16 protein-coding genes are annotated in these 16,426 nt (G+C 60.0%); 7 read left to right on the forward strand and 9 right to left on the reverse strand.

All coding sequences use genetic code 11. The features are described 5' to 3' along the window. Nucleotides 1–2: 2 nt before the first annotated feature. The 9 genes from ACYZUC_RS07285 to ACYZUC_RS07325 all read right to left on the reverse strand — a co-directional run bounded on the left by ACYZUC_RS07285 (nucleotide 3) and on the right by ACYZUC_RS07325 (nucleotide 8,359). Nucleotides 3–884, reverse strand: a complete 882-nt coding sequence (locus ACYZUC_RS07285; protein WP_461994676.1) for a branched-chain amino acid ABC transporter permease — start codon at nucleotides 882–884, stop codon at nucleotides 3–5. Continuing rightward, nucleotides 884–1,660, reverse strand: a complete 777-nt coding sequence (locus ACYZUC_RS07290) for an ABC transporter ATP-binding protein (RefSeq protein ID WP_192417544.1) — start codon at nucleotides 1,658–1,660, stop codon at nucleotides 884–886. Before ACYZUC_RS07290 ends, ACYZUC_RS07285 begins: the two co-directional genes overlap by 1 nt. Beyond that, complete coding sequence (locus ACYZUC_RS07295; RefSeq protein WP_461994678.1) at nucleotides 1,657–2,562, reverse strand: AMP-binding protein; 906 nt, start codon at nucleotides 2,560–2,562, stop codon at nucleotides 1,657–1,659. The genes ACYZUC_RS07290 and ACYZUC_RS07295 overlap by 4 nt, the downstream gene beginning before the upstream one ends. Nucleotides 2,563–3,196: 634 nt before the next feature. Further along, nucleotides 3,197–4,600 carry an LLM class flavin-dependent oxidoreductase gene (locus tag ACYZUC_RS07300; RefSeq protein WP_461994680.1) on the reverse strand — a complete coding sequence of 468 codons (1,404 nt, stop codon included), beginning with the start codon at nucleotides 4,598–4,600 and terminating at the stop codon, nucleotides 3,197–3,199. A gap of 289 nt (nucleotides 4,601–4,889) precedes the next feature. Beyond that, nucleotides 4,890–5,195: a hypothetical protein gene (locus tag ACYZUC_RS07305; RefSeq protein ID WP_461994682.1), complete on the reverse strand. Its 306-nt coding sequence runs from the start codon at nucleotides 5,193–5,195 to the stop codon at nucleotides 4,890–4,892. 260 nt (nucleotides 5,196–5,455) lie between these two features. After that, a complete protein-coding gene (locus tag ACYZUC_RS07310; RefSeq protein WP_461994683.1) occupies nucleotides 5,456–5,884 on the reverse strand; it encodes an acyl-CoA dehydrogenase in 429 nt (142 codons plus the stop codon). Nucleotides 5,885–5,894: 10 nt separating this feature from the next. After that, nucleotides 5,895–7,097, reverse strand: a complete 1,203-nt coding sequence (locus ACYZUC_RS07315; protein WP_461994685.1) for an SfnB family sulfur acquisition oxidoreductase — start codon at nucleotides 7,095–7,097, stop codon at nucleotides 5,895–5,897. Nucleotides 7,098–7,313: 216 nt separating this feature from the next. After that, a complete protein-coding gene (locus ACYZUC_RS07320; RefSeq protein WP_461994687.1) occupies nucleotides 7,314–7,634 on the reverse strand; it encodes a hypothetical protein in 321 nt (106 codons plus the stop codon). 161 nt (nucleotides 7,635–7,795) lie between these two features. Further along, on the reverse strand, nucleotides 7,796–8,359 hold the full coding sequence (locus tag ACYZUC_RS07325; protein ID WP_008043180.1) for a helix-turn-helix domain-containing protein: 564 nt from the start codon (nucleotides 8,357–8,359) through the stop codon (nucleotides 7,796–7,798). On the opposite strand from ACYZUC_RS07325, the gene ACYZUC_RS07330 reads away from it, so the two are divergent. The 7 genes from ACYZUC_RS07330 to ACYZUC_RS07360 all read left to right on the forward strand — a co-directional run bounded on the left by ACYZUC_RS07330 (nucleotide 8,354) and on the right by ACYZUC_RS07360 (nucleotide 16,388). Continuing rightward, on the forward strand, nucleotides 8,354–9,373 hold the full coding sequence (locus tag ACYZUC_RS07330; RefSeq protein ID WP_461994688.1) for a DMT family transporter: 1,020 nt from the start codon (nucleotides 8,354–8,356) through the stop codon (nucleotides 9,371–9,373). The two genes, ACYZUC_RS07325 and ACYZUC_RS07330, sit on opposite strands and share 6 nt — an antisense overlap. Before the next feature lie 951 nt (nucleotides 9,374–10,324). Then, entirely contained in the window at nucleotides 10,325–13,243 is a 2,919-nt protein-coding gene (locus ACYZUC_RS07335; protein ID WP_461994690.1) for a monovalent cation/H+ antiporter subunit A, read from the forward strand. Then, a complete protein-coding gene (locus ACYZUC_RS07340) occupies nucleotides 13,243–13,587 on the forward strand; it encodes a Na+/H+ antiporter subunit C (protein ID WP_008029186.1) in 345 nt (114 codons plus the stop codon). The genes ACYZUC_RS07335 and ACYZUC_RS07340 overlap by 1 nt, the downstream gene beginning before the upstream one ends. Further along, nucleotides 13,584–15,269 carry a monovalent cation/H+ antiporter subunit D gene (locus ACYZUC_RS07345; protein WP_461994691.1) on the forward strand — a complete coding sequence of 562 codons (1,686 nt, stop codon included), beginning with the start codon at nucleotides 13,584–13,586 and terminating at the stop codon, nucleotides 15,267–15,269. The genes ACYZUC_RS07340 and ACYZUC_RS07345 overlap by 4 nt, the downstream gene beginning before the upstream one ends. Beyond that, nucleotides 15,266–15,754 (forward strand): Na+/H+ antiporter subunit E, encoded by a 489-nt coding sequence (locus ACYZUC_RS07350; protein ID WP_461994693.1) that lies wholly within the window; start codon nucleotides 15,266–15,268, stop codon nucleotides 15,752–15,754. The genes ACYZUC_RS07345 and ACYZUC_RS07350 overlap by 4 nt, the downstream gene beginning before the upstream one ends. Continuing rightward, nucleotides 15,751–16,029: a K+/H+ antiporter subunit F gene (locus ACYZUC_RS07355; RefSeq protein ID WP_008029179.1), complete on the forward strand. Its 279-nt coding sequence runs from the start codon at nucleotides 15,751–15,753 to the stop codon at nucleotides 16,027–16,029. Before ACYZUC_RS07350 ends, ACYZUC_RS07355 begins: the two co-directional genes overlap by 4 nt. After that, nucleotides 16,026–16,388 (forward strand): Na+/H+ antiporter subunit G, encoded by a 363-nt coding sequence (locus ACYZUC_RS07360; RefSeq protein WP_008029177.1) that lies wholly within the window; start codon nucleotides 16,026–16,028, stop codon nucleotides 16,386–16,388. The genes ACYZUC_RS07355 and ACYZUC_RS07360 overlap by 4 nt, the downstream gene beginning before the upstream one ends. Nucleotides 16,389–16,426 lie beyond the last annotated feature (38 nt).

Genomic DNA, 16,426 nt, shown 5'->3' on the forward strand with positions numbered 1-16,426 from the left:
GTTCAGACTCGCTCGATGTCGCGCTCGCCAAACAGGCCGGCGGGACGGATGTACAGGAAGGCCAAAGCCAGGACATAGGCGAACCACGGGGTGATGCCGCCGCCGATCAGCGGACCGACGTAGACCTCGGCGAGGTTCTCCGCCGCGCCGACAATCAGCCCGCCGACAATCGCCCCGCCAATCGAAGTGAAGCCGCCGATGATCAAGACTGGCAGAGCCTTGAGCACCACCAGCGACAAGGAAAACTGCACACCTTGGCGTGCGCCCCAGAGCAAACCCGCGACTAATCCGACAATGCCCGCGACGGCCCAGACGATCTGCCAGATCCGGTTGAGGTTGATGCCAATCGACAACGCGGCGGTGGTGTCATCCGCCACCGCCCGCAACGACACGCCGATGCGGGTCTTGTTGAACAACAACGCCAACACCGTCACCAGCACAATGGCCGCCGCCGCCGCGATCAGGTCGAACTGGCTGACCATCATTCCGCCGATGAACACCGGCACGTCGTCTATCCCTAAGTCCAGCGCCCGCACTTGCGAGCCCATCAAGCCTTGTGCCAGGCCTTCGATGATGAAGGACAGCCCGAGCGTGGCCATGAACAAGGTGATCTGCGAGCGATTGACCAGTGGCCGCAGCACCAGCCGTTCGATCAGCAACGCGCCGATGATCATCACCACCACGGTCAGCAACAGCGCCAGGGCAAACGGCACGCCCTGATCGTGCAGGCTGACGAAGGTCAGCGCGGCGAACAACAGCATCGCGCCCTGGGCAAAATTGAACACGCCGCTGGCCTTGTAGATCAGCACGAAGCCGATGGCGACCAGCGAATACATGGTCCCGGCGAGCAAGCCGCCGAGCAGGGTTTCGAAGAAGAACGTCATCAGTGCACCACTCCCAGATACGCCGCGATCACTTCGGGATCGGCCTGCACTTCGGCCGGCGTACCGTCACCGACCTTGCGCCCGTAATCGAGGACCACGACGTGGTCGGACAGGCCCATGACCACGCTCATATCGTGCTCGATCAACACCACCGTGGTGCCGAGGTCGCGGTTGATGTCGGCGATGAAACGGGCCATTTCCTGTTTCTCTTCAGCGTTCATCCCGGCCATCGGCTCATCCAGCAGCAACAGGCGCGGGCCGGCGATCAAGGCGCGGCCGAGTTCTACGCGTTTTTGCAGGCCATAGGACAGATTGCCCACCGGCACATCGCGATGCGCTTGCAGCTCAAGGAATTCGAGAATGCCCTGGGCCTGTTGGCGGAAGGCTTCGGCTTCGCGGCGTGCTCGCGGCAGGTTGAGTGCCTGTTCGATGAAGCTGCTGCGCAAGTGCCGCGACAGACCGGTGAGGATGTTGTCGATCACGCTCATTTTCTTGAACAACGCGTTGTTCTGGAACGTGCGGCCAATGCCTCGGCGCGCAGCGGTCAACGGGTCGATGCGTTTGAACGGCTGTTGCTCGAAGACAATCGAACCGGCATCGAAGCGGTACACGCCGTTCAGCACGTTGAGCAGCGAACTCTTGCCCGCGCCGTTGGGGCCGATCAGCGCGCAGATCTCGCCCCGACGCACGTCGAAGGACAACTCGTTGATCGCTTTCACGCCTTTGAAGGACAGGGAAATGCCGCTGACTTGCAGGATGGAATCGGTCGAAGTCATGCGATGCCCCGTTTGAATTCAGTGAGCCAGGTTGGCGCGGCTTTCACCTCAGGCGTGCGTGTGGCCTGCCAGATGTAATGCAGGTTGTGAAAACCGAGCAGTCGCCGAACGCGGTTCTTGATCAGCCGTTGCAGGCCTTTTTCCGGGTGAGCGATGGCCCACTCGCAAAGACGTCGACGCCAGGTGCCTTGCGCGGCGAGGCGACTGTCGATTTCCTCGGCCAGCAGTTGCAGGCGTTCGGCCGACAGCAGCAGCCCCGAAGGCGCGACTTCACGACGGTCGCGACTGGCACTGCCGGGGCTTTCCGGGAAAGCCAGGGATTGGCCGCTGCTCAGCCATTGCTCAAGCAACACCGTCAGGCCGGCCTGCCATTGCGTGCCCTCTTCGCTCCAGAGTTGCGCGTTCTGGCGCCAACGGTTGAGGCGCTGCGGAGTGTCCACCGGGCCAAGCAGGTCGTTGAAGTTGAGCAGCGTTTGGCCCTGATTGAGCCACAGTTGCCGGGTCTGCCGGCCTTGAACGAAGGCGTGCGTGGGCCCGCTGCGCCAGAGAATTTTGTGCAGGGATTCGGGGTCGAGGTTGTCCGGCAGCGTCAGCAACTGCCCGCCGATGTGTTGTGCGGCCAGGGCCAGCAGCAACAGATTCGGTTCGAACGCACCGCTGAGGGCCAGGCGCGAATCTTCGGTAAAACCTTGTTGGCGCAAGCCGTCGGCCAAGCGCTCGACATCGCGCAGGGCATCGATCCAGCGCCAGACAAACCACTGGCCATGGCGCTTGTGCCGCAGCGCCGGCTGCAACGGACTGACCTGCGCCCAGTGGCGCAATTGCTCCAGCGCCGTGGGCAGCTCGACCCGCCACTCGGCGGTGTCCGCAAAGGGCGGACGTTTGAGTTCATGCACGCTCATGGGTTGACCTCCTGTTCATGGGCAAAAGCGTGCGGTGGTCCGCTGGGCCAAAATCTCTAAAACACCACCATCCCCTGTAGGAGCCGGCTTGCTGGCGATGGCGGTGTGACAGCCGACATCAATGCTGGATGTACCGGCCCCTTCGCGGGCAAGCCTCGCTCCCACAGGTTTCATGTCGCCAGCGATATTTGTGCACGACACAAAACCCTGTAGGAGCCGGCTTGCTGGCGATGGCGGTGTGACAGCCGACATCAATGCTGGATGTACCGGCCTCTTCGCGGGCAAGCCCGCTCCCACAGGTTTCGTGTCGCCAGCGATATTTGTGCACGACACAAAACCCTGTAGGAGCCGGCTTGCTGGCGTTGGCGGTGTGACAGCCGACATCAATGCTGGATGTACCGGCCTCTTCGCGGGCAAGCCCGCTCCCACAGGTTTCGTGTCGCCAGCGATATTTGTGCACGACACAAAACCCTGTAGGAGCCGGCTTGCTGGCGATGGCGGTGTGACAGCCGACATCAATGCTGGATGTACCGGCCTCTTCGCGGGCAAGCCTCGCTCCTACAGGGTTTTGTGTCGTCCACGGAAATCACCGGCAACACGAATCCTGTAGGAGCCGGCTTGCCGGCGATGGCGTCTACGCCGACACCACTTTCTTCTCCTGCTGCCGCACCCCCGCCAAATCCCGATACCCCGCGCCCGGATGAATCTCCGGCAACCGCGCGCCCTCCCCGAACAACTTCTCGCGCAAGGTCCCCGGTGCGTACTCGGTCTTGTAGACGCCACGCTTCTGCAACTCCGGCACCAGCAGTTCCACGGCGTCGATAAAGGTTTCGTGCGTCAGCGCATAGGCCAGGTTGAAGCCGTCCACATCGGTCTCTTCAACCCACTCCTGCAAAAGATCGGCAACCGTCTCGGGACTGCCGACAAACAGCGGACCAAACCCGCCAATCCCGACCCAGTCGGCCAGTTCATTCGGCGTCCAGACCTTGTTCGGATCGGCCGTGGAGAACGCTTCCACCGCCGACTGGATGGCGTTGGTGTGCACATGCTTGAGCGGCTCATCTGGCTTGAACTGACTGAAATCGATCCCGGTCCAGCCCGAAATCAATGCCATCGCACCTTCGTAGCTGACCCAGGTTTTGTATTCCTCGAACTTGGCTTTGGCCTTGGCGTCGGTCTCGCCGAGGATCACCGTTTGCAGGTTGAAGATCAGAATCTTCGACGGATCGCGCCCGGCCTCGGCGGCGCGACGACGGATGTCGGCCACGGTCTTTTTCAGCAGCACTTTCGACGGCGCCGCCACAAACACGCATTCGGCATGTTCAGCGGCGAACTGTTTGCCACGACTCGATGCACCGGCCTGGTACAGCACGGGTGTGCGTTGCGGTGACGGTTCGCAGAGGTGAATGCCCGGCACCTGGAAGTGTTTGCCGACGTGCCGGATCTCGTGGATTTTGCTCGGGTCACTGAAAATCCGACGCTCGCGATCCCGCAGGATCGCGCCCTCTTCCCAACTGCCTTCCCAGAGTTTGTAGCAAACCTCCAGGTACTCTTCGGCGAAATCGTAGCGGGCGTCGTGTTCGGTCTGGTTTTTCTGGCCAAGGTTCTTTGCGCCACTCTCCAGGTACGAGGTGACAATGTTCCAGCCCGCGCGGCCCTTGGTCAGGTGATCGAGGGTCGACAGGCGTCGGGCGAACGGATACGGGTGTTCAAACGACAGCGATGCAGTCAGGCCAAAACCCAGATGCTCGGTGACCAGCGCCATCGGCGGAATCAGTTGCAGCGGATCGTTTACCGGCACCTGCGCCGCCTGACGGATCGCCGCCTCACCGTTGCCGTTATAGACATCGTAGATACCCAGCACGTCGGCGATGAACAACCCGTCGAACTTGCCGCGCTCGAGGATTTTCGCCAGGTCGGTCCAGTATTCGAGGTCTTTGTACTGCCACGAGCGGTCCCGTGGGTGCGCCCATAAGCCGGGCGACTGGTGACCGACGCAGTTCATGTCGAAAGCGTTGAGGCGGATTTCACGAGGCATGGGGATGCACTCCTGAAATCGTGTAGAACTTGAAGAGAAAGGAATCTCGGATGGTATTGGCGTTCATGATGTTATTGGACTCCGGATGGATATAGAGTCCTAATGCACAAGTCAGGCCAAATACTAAACAGTAGAGTTTTCGCGGACAAAACAAAGCGATACAGGGAATCAGTCAGCGCAACATGCGCAAACTGTCAAAGCACTGTTTGTGGAGCAACACTTGAACACCAAGTGCTCACAATCTTTAAAAACCTAAAGAAAGAAGCACTTGCTTCTATCTTCTATACATTTAGCTAAGATCAACCTCCACTTCATTAGACTCTTCTTTACCCCCCGCAGCGAAAGATGCAACGGCGTAAAATTTCGGCTTTTTCCCATCGAGGAGTTTCACTTCCTTCGCCGAAGCAGTACAGGTAGTCGACGCCCCGTCTGAATCAAACGCCTTGAAGTTAAATTGATCTCCATCGAGCCTGTATCGGAGCACTAGCTCTGTAAAGTCACCGGCGCCAATTTTGGCTACTGCTTTAAACCCTTCTTTATAATTTCCATTTACTGGTTGAATCTCCAACGCAAAACTAGGTTTTTTAGTAGACATATGCAGCTCCTTTAGCCCATTCAGATTAAATTCATATGACTCCGCCGCAAACCAATCTCTGTAGTGCGCCAATGCACAGGGCTTATATAAGATTCTTTTGAAGCAGATATCTACTGTCAAAAGTAACAGGTCAGACAGGAAATTCGACGAATGGCAAAGGTGGGCAAAGTACAAATCCCGATCTAATGCCTGTCATTGCGACAGGCATTAGATCGGGTACAGGAATAACAATCGAGTTACTAACGACCAGCAAATGCTGTTTACGCAAGCGTGACTGGGTGAATGCCGTTCAGGCGGAAATTACCAATAAGGTGAAGCTTCCAGCGCAACGGATCTTGCAGCGATCCAGGCAACACAGTGCGTTGCCCAGTCAGTTCGAATTCAGCATCGCTGACCGTGCTCAGCGCCTCTGCACTGGCAAGGTGAGACTCGGCAATGGCGATGCTGACCTCAGTGGCGTCTTCATGGCGATTCAAAGACTCTTCCGCACGTTCGAGCAGCGCGGCGGCAACTTCGATGCGGATGTGCACATCGCCGAAACGGCTGATGACAAACGGATCGTCCGTGGTTTTGCTCTGCTGACGAACGAAGCGCAGGGTCGCATCAAGCAAACTGCGCGCGTTGTGCAAGTCGTGCTGACTTTTGGCCAGGGGTTGCCCGGCATTGATCGGTTGGGTCAAGGCATTCATGGTGGACTCCTCAGTTCCAGGCGTGGCGCGCAGGCTTGACGCCGTTGAGCAGGTAGTTGCCGATCAGGTGGTATTTCCAGCGTGCCGGGTCGTGCAGCGTATGAGTGCGGGCGTTGCGCCAGTGGCGGTCGAGGTTGTATTTGCCGAGCACCGAGCGAGTGCCCGCCAGTTCGAAGAGTTTGCTGCTGGCGAGCAGCGCGATTTCGGCCGAGAGAACTTTGGCCTGGGCGACCACCACCGAGGCGTGGGCCACCGTGTCTTCATTGGGATTGAGCAACGCCGCGTCGATGGCTTGCCCGGCTTTCTTGAGGATCGCTTCGGTGCCGTGGACTCGCCATTCGAGATCACCAATCGCGGCGATGCTGAACGGGTCCTGCCAACCGTGATCCTGTCCGCTGTCGATCCATGGCCGGGATTCGCGGGCGTAGCGCTTGGTTTCTTCCAGCGCGCCGACGGCGATGCCGGTGTCCACTGCGGCTTGAATGATCTGTGAAATCGGGCCGTCGGCGGTGGGTTCATCGAACGCTTTGTGAGCCGGGATCACCGCATTCAACGGCACCTTCACCGCATTCAAAGTAACGCCGCCGCTGGCAGTGGTGCGCTGGCCAAAACCGTCCCAGCTATCGATCACGGTCAGGCCGGGATTGTCGCGTTCAATGAGCGCGATGAACGCCTGGTTCTGCTCGTTGACCGCCACCGCCGGGACGATGTGCGCGAACAGCGCGCCGGTGCAGTAGAACTTCTCGCCGTCGATCTGCGCGGTGTCTTTGTCGAAACGAATGCGGGTTTCGAAGGCCCCGGCGTTTTTGCTTTTGGACTCGGAGAAAGCGTTGCCGAAGCGGTAACCCTGCAGGACTTTGCCGAAGTAGTAACGCTTCTGCTCTTCGGTGGCGGTTTGCAGCAGGATGTCGAGCACGCCGAGGTGGTTTTGCGGGATCTGGCCAAGGGAAGAGTCGGCGGCGGAAATGATCTTGATCACTTCGGCGACGGTCACGTAGGAAACGCCGGCGCCACCGTATGCCTTGGGAACGGTGATGCCCCAGAGGCCGCTGGCGGAAAACTCGTCGAGCTCGGCGACCGGCAAACGTCGCTCGCGATCACGCACGCTGGCCTCGACGGCGAAGCGTGCAGCGAGTTTGTGAGCGACGGCGATTGCCTCGGCATCCGATTGGATGACGTGGACGGTGCGAGTGGGTTGGGCTGAGATTGTCATTACGCGACTCCAGCGTCAGGTGAATACCCAATCACCTCTACAGAAGTCGTGCCAATATTTTTAATCTTTATTAATCAGTATGTTACTGACAAAACTTAAATTACTTAACTAAATGAAGCGAGACAATCTGTGGATTTACTGTTGCTCGACAAACACTTCTGCCAGCAAAACGCTCGACCCTTTCGTAGAGGTCGAGCGCGTTGTTATTCCACTCAATCAAGAACGCAAGATATCGTAATTTATTGAATCAGAGAGGTCTCCGGCCCCGGCATACCAGATGATGTATTTGAACTGTTTGTTCGGCCCTATATGATCAAGCAAAGTACTTTTTGGTACTTTCACTCGATAATAGCCATCGGCCGACTCGCCGAGCTTCAGCAGATACTCCTGACGCTCAACAAACACGCTGACATCGTCACGGGGAAAATTATTGTCGGGTTTAGGAATGAGGGCCGTAGCGCCATCCACGGGAACATCTGTAAGTTTAATCACCCCACCTACAGCCTCTTTCATTTGGAGCGCTGGTAATAAAGCCATTTATCCAATTCCGTTCAGTGGACGGTCGGGCAAACCCTACCCGGCAGTCAGGCCAAGTCACGAGTACAACGTACTGAACGATATTTAAAGAACAATCACCCCGCACGCCTACTGTCATAAGTAACAGGTAGCGCATCATTTCAGATAAACGGTATCCGCCATCAGATCACTACATTTCGCACAAATCGCGTCGCCACGTCCCCATCGTTGCGATAGGAATGAGGCTGGTTGCTGGCGAACATGAAAAACTCCCCCGCGCCGATGTTATGCGGCGTGTCGCGCACCATCAGCGTCAGGCAACCTTCGAACACGTAGATCTGTTCGCTCCAACCCTCTGCATCCGGTTGCGACGGATAAATCTCCCCCGGTTGCAGGCACCATTCCCACTGTTCCACTTCGCGGGTGGCAGTGGCTTTGGACAACAACACGGCTTTGCTGCCCGGAATCACTCCGGCCCAGGCCACTTCGTTGATGCGGCTCGGGTCGCGGGCGTCCGGTGCCTGGATCAGATCGCTGAAGGCTACGTCCAGCGCTTCGGCCACGCGGTCGAGGGTGGTCAAGCTAACGTTCTTCTCGCCGGCCTCGATGGCCACTAGCATCCGGCGGCTGACCCCGGACTTTTCCGCGAGCGCGGTCTGGCTCATGTCGGCGGCGTGGCGCAGGCGCCGGACGTTCAGGCTGACGTGCTGAAGGACCGAAGCCCGCTGCGTTGAATCTTTGTGCACTATATTGCTCACTTGGTGGGGTTGGGCAGTATACTGCGCAACATTCGGCGCATTGTGCGTCGCCCTCAGGTAGCGTGCAAGGTCATGACGTCGTTGAACTCCTCCCCGGCTTCTTCCCGCAAGTTCAGCAAGGCCGAGTGCGTGCTGGTGCTGATCACCATGGTCTGGGGCGGGACCTTCTTGCTGGTGCAGCATGCGATGACGGTCAGCGGCCCGATGTTCTTCGTCGGTCTGCGCTTTGCCGCCGCCGCGTCCATCGTCGCTCTGTTCTCCTGGCGTCATCTGCGGGAAATGAGCCTGTTCGAACTCAAGGCCGGCGCCTTTATCGGCGTGGCGATCATGCTCGGCTACGGCTTGCAGACCGTCGGGCTGCAGAGCATTCCAAGCAGTCAGTCGGCCTTTATTACCGCGCTGTACGTACCCTTCGTGCCGTTGCTGCAATGGCTGGTGCTGGGGCGGCGTCCGGGGTTGATGCCGAGCATCGGGATCATGCTGGCGTTTACCGGGTTGATGTTGCTGTCGGGGCCAGCGGGTGCATCGTTCAATTTCAGTCCGGGTGAAATCGCCACGCTGATCAGCGCCATCGCGATTGCCGCGGAAATCATTCTGATCAGCACCTACGCCGGCCAGGTCGATGTACGCCGGGTGACGGTGGTGCAATTGGCGACCACTTCGGTGTTGTCGTTCTTGCTGGTGGTGCCGACCCAAGAAATGATTCCCGACTTCTCATGGCTCCTGCTGTGCAGCGCGCTGGGCCTCGGCGCGGCGAGCGCGGCCATTCAAGTGGCGATGAACTGGGCGCAGAAAAGTGTTTCGCCGACGCGGGCGACGTTGATTTACGCGGGTGAGCCCGTATGGGCCGGGATCGTCGGAAGGATCGCCGGCGAGCGGTTGCCGGCGATTGCGTTGGTGGGCGCGGGGTTGATTGTGGCGGCGGTGATTGTGAGTGAGTTGAAGACCAAGGGTAAGGCTGCTGCGGTCGAGGAAGAGTTGGAGCAGGAAACTCAGGGGTAAACCTCAAGATTTGAAGCGCCTGATAAATCGTCTTCGCCCCTTGCGACCACGTCGACCTTCACCTCTATGCCGTACCCCCAACGCAACGCTACCGGGGCACATCGCTACCCTGCGTTGGGCTAGCAAACATATGATCGGCACCGCGCACTCACTGGTACAGGCCTCTATTGACGGTATTCACGCGGTTCAAGCGGAAGGTGACGCATGAACCCGCACATACCGATGACCAACAATGATTGCGATATTCCGGTGCTGCTGGTTGCCATGTACACATCCCTACTGTAGGAGCCGGCTTGCTGGCGATGGCGGTGGGTCAGTCAACTGATTTCTCGACTGACCTACCGCCATCGCCAGCAAGCCGGCTCCTACAGGAGATCTGCGTACGCTTTTGATTTTCACCACTCATCAGGCCGAGCGTTAGCTCGCCTTTCGCTTTTGATCTGAGCGCCCCCTCGAGAGGCCGAGTGGAGGTTCTGCGCAGTGGGCAACCCGGCATGGATGCCGGGTTAGCCGCCCCCGGCCATGGATGGCCGATGGCGGCGGGCCCACGGAGCAGGACCGGAGCGAGGGCATGCCGAGCCACAGCGAGGCACCGAACGAAAGGGGCAAGAGCGCTTGGTTACTTGGCGCTTCTCCAAGTGACTCGCTGTAAGAGCGAAACCATTAGCGGCCGTTACCGCAGCAATGGATATGTACACCATCAAAGAAACACGCCAGCCATTAGGACGCCATCGCCGGCAAGCCGGCTCCTACAGAGACCTCGACACATCCCCTTAACCTGTGGGAGCGAGCCTGCTCGCGAAGGGGCCATACCCGTTGAACACAGCCCTCTGAAACAATGTGAATCAGGCATTTTCCGTCTACCTTGTAGGATTCTGCCACAGCTTGCCGTTTGGTGATCCGGGGACTGGCACGTATGATGCTTCACAAACTTCCGCAGATTAGAAGCCTATGTCCCTGATAGTTCTACTGCTTCTGCCCTTTGTCGGCAGCTGTCTGGCAGCCGTGCTGCCGCACAACGCGCGTAACACTGAATCTTTGTTGGCTGGCGTCGTTGCCCTCATAGGCACCGTCCAGGTCGCACTCCTGTACCCGCAGATCGCCCATGGTGGCGTCATTCGCGAAGAGTTTTTCTGGCTACCCAGCCTCGGCCTGAACTTCGTTCTGCGCATGGACGGGTTTGCCTGGCTGTTCTCGATGCTGGTGCTGGGCATCGGCACGCTGGTGTCGTTGTATGCCCGCTATTACATGTCGCCGGATGATCCGGTGCCGCGGTTCTTCGCGTTTTTCCTGGCGTTCATGGGCGCCATGCTCGGCCTGGTGATTTCCGGCAACCTGATCCAGATCGTGTTTTTCTGGGAGCTGACCAGTCTCTTTTCATTCCTGTTGATCGGCTATTGGCACCATCGCGCCGATGCGCGACGCGGCGCTTACATGGCGCTGATGGTCACTGGCGCGGGCGGTTTGTGCCTGCTGGCGGGGGTCATGCTGCTTGGCCATGTGGTCGGCAGCTATGACCTGGATAAGGTCCTGGCCGCCGGCGATCTGATTCGCGCACATGCCCTCTACCCTGTTCTGCTACCCCTGATCCTGATCGGCGCCCTGAGTAAAAGCGCGCAATTCCCCTTCCACTTCTGGCTGCCCCACGCGATGGCGGCGCCGACACCGGTTTCGGCGTATCTGCACTCGGCGACCATGGTCAAGGCCGGGGTGTTTCTGCTGGCGCGGCTGTGGCCATCGTTGTCCGGCAGTGAGGAATGGTTCTACATCGTCAGCGGCGCCGGTGCCTGCACCCTGTTACTCGGCGCGTACTGCGCGATGTTCCAGAACGACCTCAAAGGCCTGCTCGCCTACTCGACCATCAGCCACCTCGGCCTGATCACCCTGCTACTGGGCCTGAACAGTCCGCTGGCCGCCGTGGCTGCGGTGTTCCACATCCTCAACCACGCCACCTTCAAGGCGTCGCTGTTCATGGCAGCCGGGATCATCGACCACGAAAGCGGCACCCGAGACATTCGCAAGCTCAGCGGCCTGATCAAACTGATTCCGTTCACCGCGACGTTGGCCATGGTCGCCAGTGCCTCGATGGCTGGCGTGCCGTTGCTCAACGGTTTCCTGTCGAAAGAGATGTTCTTCGCCGAAACCGTGTTCATCAACGCGACCGCCTGGATCGAGATGACCCTGCCCATCGTCGCGACCATCGCCGGTACGTTCAGTGTTGCCTATTCGCTGCGTTTCACGGTTGACGTGTTCTTCGGCCCGACCGCCACCGACCTGCCGCACACCCCGCACGAACCGCCACGCTGGATGCGTGCGCCGGTGGAATTGCTGGTGTTCACTTGCCTGATCGTGGGGATTTTCCCGGCGCAAGTGGTCGGCTCATTACTGGCTGCCGCTGCCCTGCCCGTCGTCGGCGGCACGCTGCCGGAATACAGCCTGGCAATCTGGCACGGCTGGAACGCGCCGATGATCATGAGCCTGATCGCCATGTCCGGCGGCATCGTGCTCTACCTGCTGCTGCGCAACCAGTTCAAGCACGGACGTTTCAAATACCCGCCGGTGATTGGCCTGTTCAACGGCAAGCGCCTGTTCGAGCGCAGCCTGGTGATCATGATGCGCCTGGCCCGTCGCCTGGAGCGGCGGATCAGCACCAGACGCCTGCAAACCCAATTGTTCCTGATGGTGCTCGCCGCCGTGCTGGCCGGGTTGATCCCGATGCTGCACAGCAGCCTGAGCTGGGGTGACCGGCCGAAGATTCCGGGCTCGATCGTGTTCGTCACCTTGTGGCTCCTGGCGATTGCCTGTGCCCTCGGCGCGGCGTGGCAAGCCAAGTATCACCGGCTCGCGGCCCTGACCATGGTCAGTGTTTGCGGCTTGATGACCTGCATCACGTTTGTCTGGTTCTCGGCCCCGGACCTGGCGCTGACGCAACTGGTGGTTGAAGTGGTGACCACGGTGCTGATCCTGCTGGGCCTGCGCTGGTTGCCACGACGGATCGAAGAGGTTTCCCCGCTACCGAGCAGCTTGCGCAAAGCGCGCATTCGTCGCCTGCGCGACTTGTTGCTGTCGATCGCGGTCGGCGGCGGCATGGCGGTGCTGTCGTACGCGATGCTGACGCGCCAGACGCCTAACGATATTTCCTCGTTCTACCTCAGCCGCGCCCTGCCGGAAGGCGGTGGCAGTAACGTGGTCAACGTGATGCTGGTGGATTTCCGCGGCTTCGATACCCTCGGCGAAATCACCGTGCTGGTGGCCGTGGCACTGACCGTGTTCGCACTGTTGCGACGCTTCCGCCCGCCGAAAGAAAGCCTGCAACTGCCGGCGCAACAGCGCTTGCTCGCGCCCGACGTGGTCACCGATCTGGTCAACCCGCGTCACGCCAGCGACACCGCACTCGGCTTCATGATGGTGCCGGCGGTGCTGGTGCGCATGCTGTTGCCGATTGCGTTCGTGGTTTCGATCTACCTGTTCATGCGCGGCCACAACCAGCCGGGCGGCGGGTTTGTCGCGGGGCTGGTGATGTCGGTGGCGTTCATCCTGCAATACATGGTCGCCGGCACGCAGTGGGTCGAGGCGCAAATGAGCCTGCGCCCACTGCGCTGGATGGGCACCGGTTTGCTGTTCGCCACGGTCACCGGGCTCGGGGCGATGGCGGTCGGTTATCCGTTCCTGACCACCCACACCTGGCATTTCGAACTGCCGCTGCTGGGCGCCATTCACATCGCCAGCGCACTGTTCTTCGACATCGGCGTGTACTCGGTGGTGGTCGGCTCGACGCTGTTGATCCTCACCGCCCTCGCCCACCAATCGGTCCGGGGTCACAAGACCGCTGCCCAGACCAAACCCGTCGCCATGAAGGAGGCCGTCTGATGGAAGAAGTCATCGCAATCGCCATCGGCGTACTGGCCGCGTCCGGCGTCTGGCTGGTGCTGCGGCCACGGACGTTCCAGGTGGTCATGGGCCTGTGTTTGCTGTCGTACGGCGTCAATCTGTTCATCTTCAGCATGGGCAGTCTGTTCATCGGCAAGGAGCCGAACATTAAGGACGGCGTGCCGCAAGATCTGTTGCATTACACCGACCCGCTGCCACAAGCGCTGGTGCTGACCGCCATCGTGATCAGCTTCGCCATGACCGCGCTGTTTCTCGTCGTGCTGCTGGCTTCGCGTGGCTTGACCGGCACCGACCATGTGGATGGCCGGGAGCCTAAAGAATGAATGCGATGACGCACCTGATCGCCGCACCGATTCTGTTGCCGCTGCTGACCGCCGCCATCATGCTGATGCTGGGCGAGAAACACCGCCCGTTGAAGGCCAAAATCAACCTGCTCTCCAGCCTCTTGGGGCTGGGCATCGCCGTGCTGTTGCTGCAATGGACGCAAACCACTGACGTGCCTGGCTCCATCGGCGTCTACCTGCCGGGCAACTGGCAAGTACCGTTCGGGATCGTGCTGGTGGTCGATCGCCTGTCCGCGCTGATGCTGGTGTTGACCGGGATCATCGGCGTCAGCGCCCTGCTGTTCGCGATGGCCAGATGGGACGGCGCCGGTTCGAGTTTCCATGCACTGTTCCAGATTCAGATGATGGGCCTGTATGGCGCCTTCCTGACGGCGGACCTGTTCAACCTGTTCGTGTTTTTCGAGGTGCTGCTGGCGGCATCTTACGGCCTGATGCTCCACGGTTCGGGCCGGGCGCGGGTGTCGTCGGGGTTGCATTACATCTCGATCAATCTGCTGGCCTCGTCGCTGTTCCTGATCGGCGCGGCGCTGATCTACGGCGTCACCGGCACGTTGAACATGGCCGACCTGGCGCTGAAAATCCCGCTGGTGCCGGAAGCCGATCGCGGCTTGCTGCATGCCGGCGCGGCGATTCTCGCCGTGGCGTTCCTGGCCAAGGCCGGGATGTGGCCGCTGAATTTCTGGCTGGTGCCGGCCTATTCCTCGGCCAGCGCGCCGGTGGCGGCGATGTTCGCGATCATGACCAAGGTCGGCGTCTACACCTTGCTGCGCTTGTGGACCTTGCTGTTCTCCGGTCAGGCCGGCGCGTCGGCGTATTTTGGCGGCGACTGGTTGATCTACGGCGGCATGGCGACCATCGTCTGCGCCGCTGTGGCGATCCTCGCCGCGCAACGTCTGGAGCGCATGGCCAGCCTGAGCATTCTGGTGTCGGCGGGGATTCTGCTGTCGGCCATCGGTTTCGCCCAGCCGAACCTGATCGGCGCGGCGCTGTTCTATCTCGTCAGCTCGACCCTGGCGTTGAGCGCGTTGTTCTTGCTGGCCGAGTTGATCGAACGTTCGCGTTCGGCCAACGAAATGCCGCTGTTCGATGACGCCGACCTGATTGCGCGCCCGGTGGAATCCCTGCAACCACCCAAAGGCATCAACCTCGACGATGAACAGAAAGCCGTGGTCGGCCAGGTGATTCCCTGGACCATGGCGTTTCTCGGCTTGAGCTTCATTGCCTGCGCGTTGCTGATCATCGGCATGCCGCCGCTGTCCGGTTTTATCGGCAAGCTCGGTTTACTGCACGCTCTGCTCAACCCCCTGGGCCTGGGCAATGGCGCGGATGAACCGGTGTCGAACGCCGCGTGGGGTTTGTTGGCGTTGCTGATTCTCTCCGGGCTGGCGTCGTTGATTGCCTTCTCGCGTCTGGGCATCCAGCGTTTCTGGACGCCTGAAGAACGGCCATCACCCATGCTGCGACGGCTCGAATGCGTGCCGATCATCGCGCTGTTGGGCCTGAGCATTCTGCTGACCTTCAAGGCCGAGCCGCTGCTGCGTTACACCCAGGCCGCCGCACAGACCTTGAACAATCCGCAGCAATACGTGATGGCGGTGCTTGGCACCCGGGCAGTTCCGAGTCCGGAAGCCAAAGCGGCCGTCGCGGAGGTGCAACCATGAGGCGTCTGTTTCCTGCACCTTGGTTGTCGCTGGCGCTGTGGTTGTTGTGGCTGGTGCTGAACCTGTCGATAAGCCCCGGCAACCTGCTGCTGGGCGCAGTGCTCGGATTTTGCGCGCCGTTGATGATGCGCAAGTTGCGCCCCCTGCCGATCCGCATTCGGCGTCCCGGCGTGATTCTGCGTTTGTTCTTCATCGTCGGTCGCGACGTGCTGGTCTCCAACCTTGCTGTGGCCTGGGGTGTTTTGAACGCCGGTCGGCGCCCGCCGCGCTCGCAGTTCATCAAGGTTCCGCTGGATTTGCGCGACGCCAACGGCCTGGCAGCACTGGCGATGATCTGCACGGTGGTGCCCGGTACGGTCTGGTCCGAACTGGCGCTGGACCGCAGCATTTTGTTGCTGCACGTCTTCGATCTGGATGACGAAGCGCTGTTCATCGAGCATTTCAAGGTGACCTACGAACGCCCGTTGATGGAGATTTTCGAATGAGCCCGTTGCTGTCGAATGCGGTTCTGCTGAGCCTGTTCATTTTTTCGCTGGCGATGGTCCTGACCCTGATCCGCCTGTTCAAAGGCCCGTCGGCGCAGGACCGGGTTCTGGCGCTGGATTACCTATACATTATCGCGATGCTGATGATGCTGACACTGGGTATTCGTTATGCCAGTGACACCTACTTCGAAGCGGCGCTGCTGATCGCGCTGTTCGGCTTCGTCGGCTCGTTTGCGCTGGCGAAATTCCTGCTGCGTGGCGAGGTGATCGAATGAACGCTGAACTGTCTCTGTGGGTGGAAATCCCGGTGGCGATCCTGCTGGTACTCAGCAGTGTTTTTGCGCTGATCGGGGCGATCGGGCTGGTGCGGATGAAGGATTACTTCCAGCGCATGCACCCGCCGGCACTGGCCTCGACATTGGGTGCGTGGTGCGTGGCGCTGGGGTCGATCATCTACTTTTCGGCGCTCAAGTCCGGGCCGGTGCTGCATGCCTGGCTGATCCCGATCCTGTTGGCGATTACGGTGCCGGTGACCACGTTGCTGCTGGCGCGGGCGGCGTTGTTCCGCAAGCGCATGGCGGGGGATGATGTTCCGGCGGAGGTGAGTAGTCGGCGGACTGAGAGTGGGAGTTAGTCCCCGAGTTTGTGTTGATTATTCGGGCCTCATCGCCA

The sequence above is a fragment of the Pseudomonas sp. GT1P32 genome (genome assembly GCF_054897805.1).

Bases quoted from the DNA above. Each gene is read 5' to 3' on its own strand.
- ACYZUC_RS07295 (WP_461994678.1), bottom strand. From the start codon at position 2,562: ATGAGCGTGCATGAACTCAAACGTCCGCCCTTTGCGGACACCGCCGAG.
- ACYZUC_RS07355 (WP_008029179.1), top strand. From the start codon at position 15,751: ATGAGCCCGTTGCTGTCGAATGCGGTTCTGCTGAGCCTGTTCATTTTT.
- ACYZUC_RS07315 (WP_461994685.1), bottom strand. From the start codon at position 7,097: ATGACAATCTCAGCCCAACCCACTCGCACCGTCCACGTCATCCAATCG.
- ACYZUC_RS07350 (WP_461994693.1), top strand. From the start codon at position 15,266: ATGAGGCGTCTGTTTCCTGCACCTTGGTTGTCGCTGGCGCTGTGGTTG.
- ACYZUC_RS07300 (WP_461994680.1), bottom strand. From the start codon at position 4,600: ATGCCTCGTGAAATCCGCCTCAACGCTTTCGACATGAACTGCGTCGGT.
- ACYZUC_RS07310 (WP_461994683.1), bottom strand. From the start codon at position 5,884: ATGAATGCCTTGACCCAACCGATCAATGCCGGGCAACCCCTGGCCAAA.
- ACYZUC_RS07320 (WP_461994687.1), bottom strand. From the start codon at position 7,634: ATGGCTTTATTACCAGCGCTCCAAATGAAAGAGGCTGTAGGTGGGGTG.
- ACYZUC_RS07285 (WP_461994676.1), bottom strand. From the start codon at position 884: ATGACGTTCTTCTTCGAAACCCTGCTCGGCGGCTTGCTCGCCGGGACC.
- ACYZUC_RS07360 (WP_008029177.1), top strand. From the start codon at position 16,026: ATGAACGCTGAACTGTCTCTGTGGGTGGAAATCCCGGTGGCGATCCTG.
- ACYZUC_RS07335 (WP_461994690.1), top strand. From the start codon at position 10,325: ATGTCCCTGATAGTTCTACTGCTTCTGCCCTTTGTCGGCAGCTGTCTG.
- ACYZUC_RS07290 (WP_192417544.1), bottom strand. From the start codon at position 1,660: ATGACTTCGACCGATTCCATCCTGCAAGTCAGCGGCATTTCCCTGTCC.
- ACYZUC_RS07345 (WP_461994691.1), top strand. From the start codon at position 13,584: ATGAATGCGATGACGCACCTGATCGCCGCACCGATTCTGTTGCCGCTG.
- ACYZUC_RS07340 (WP_008029186.1), top strand. From the start codon at position 13,243: ATGGAAGAAGTCATCGCAATCGCCATCGGCGTACTGGCCGCGTCCGGC.
- ACYZUC_RS07305 (WP_461994682.1), bottom strand. From the start codon at position 5,195: ATGTCTACTAAAAAACCTAGTTTTGCGTTGGAGATTCAACCAGTAAAT.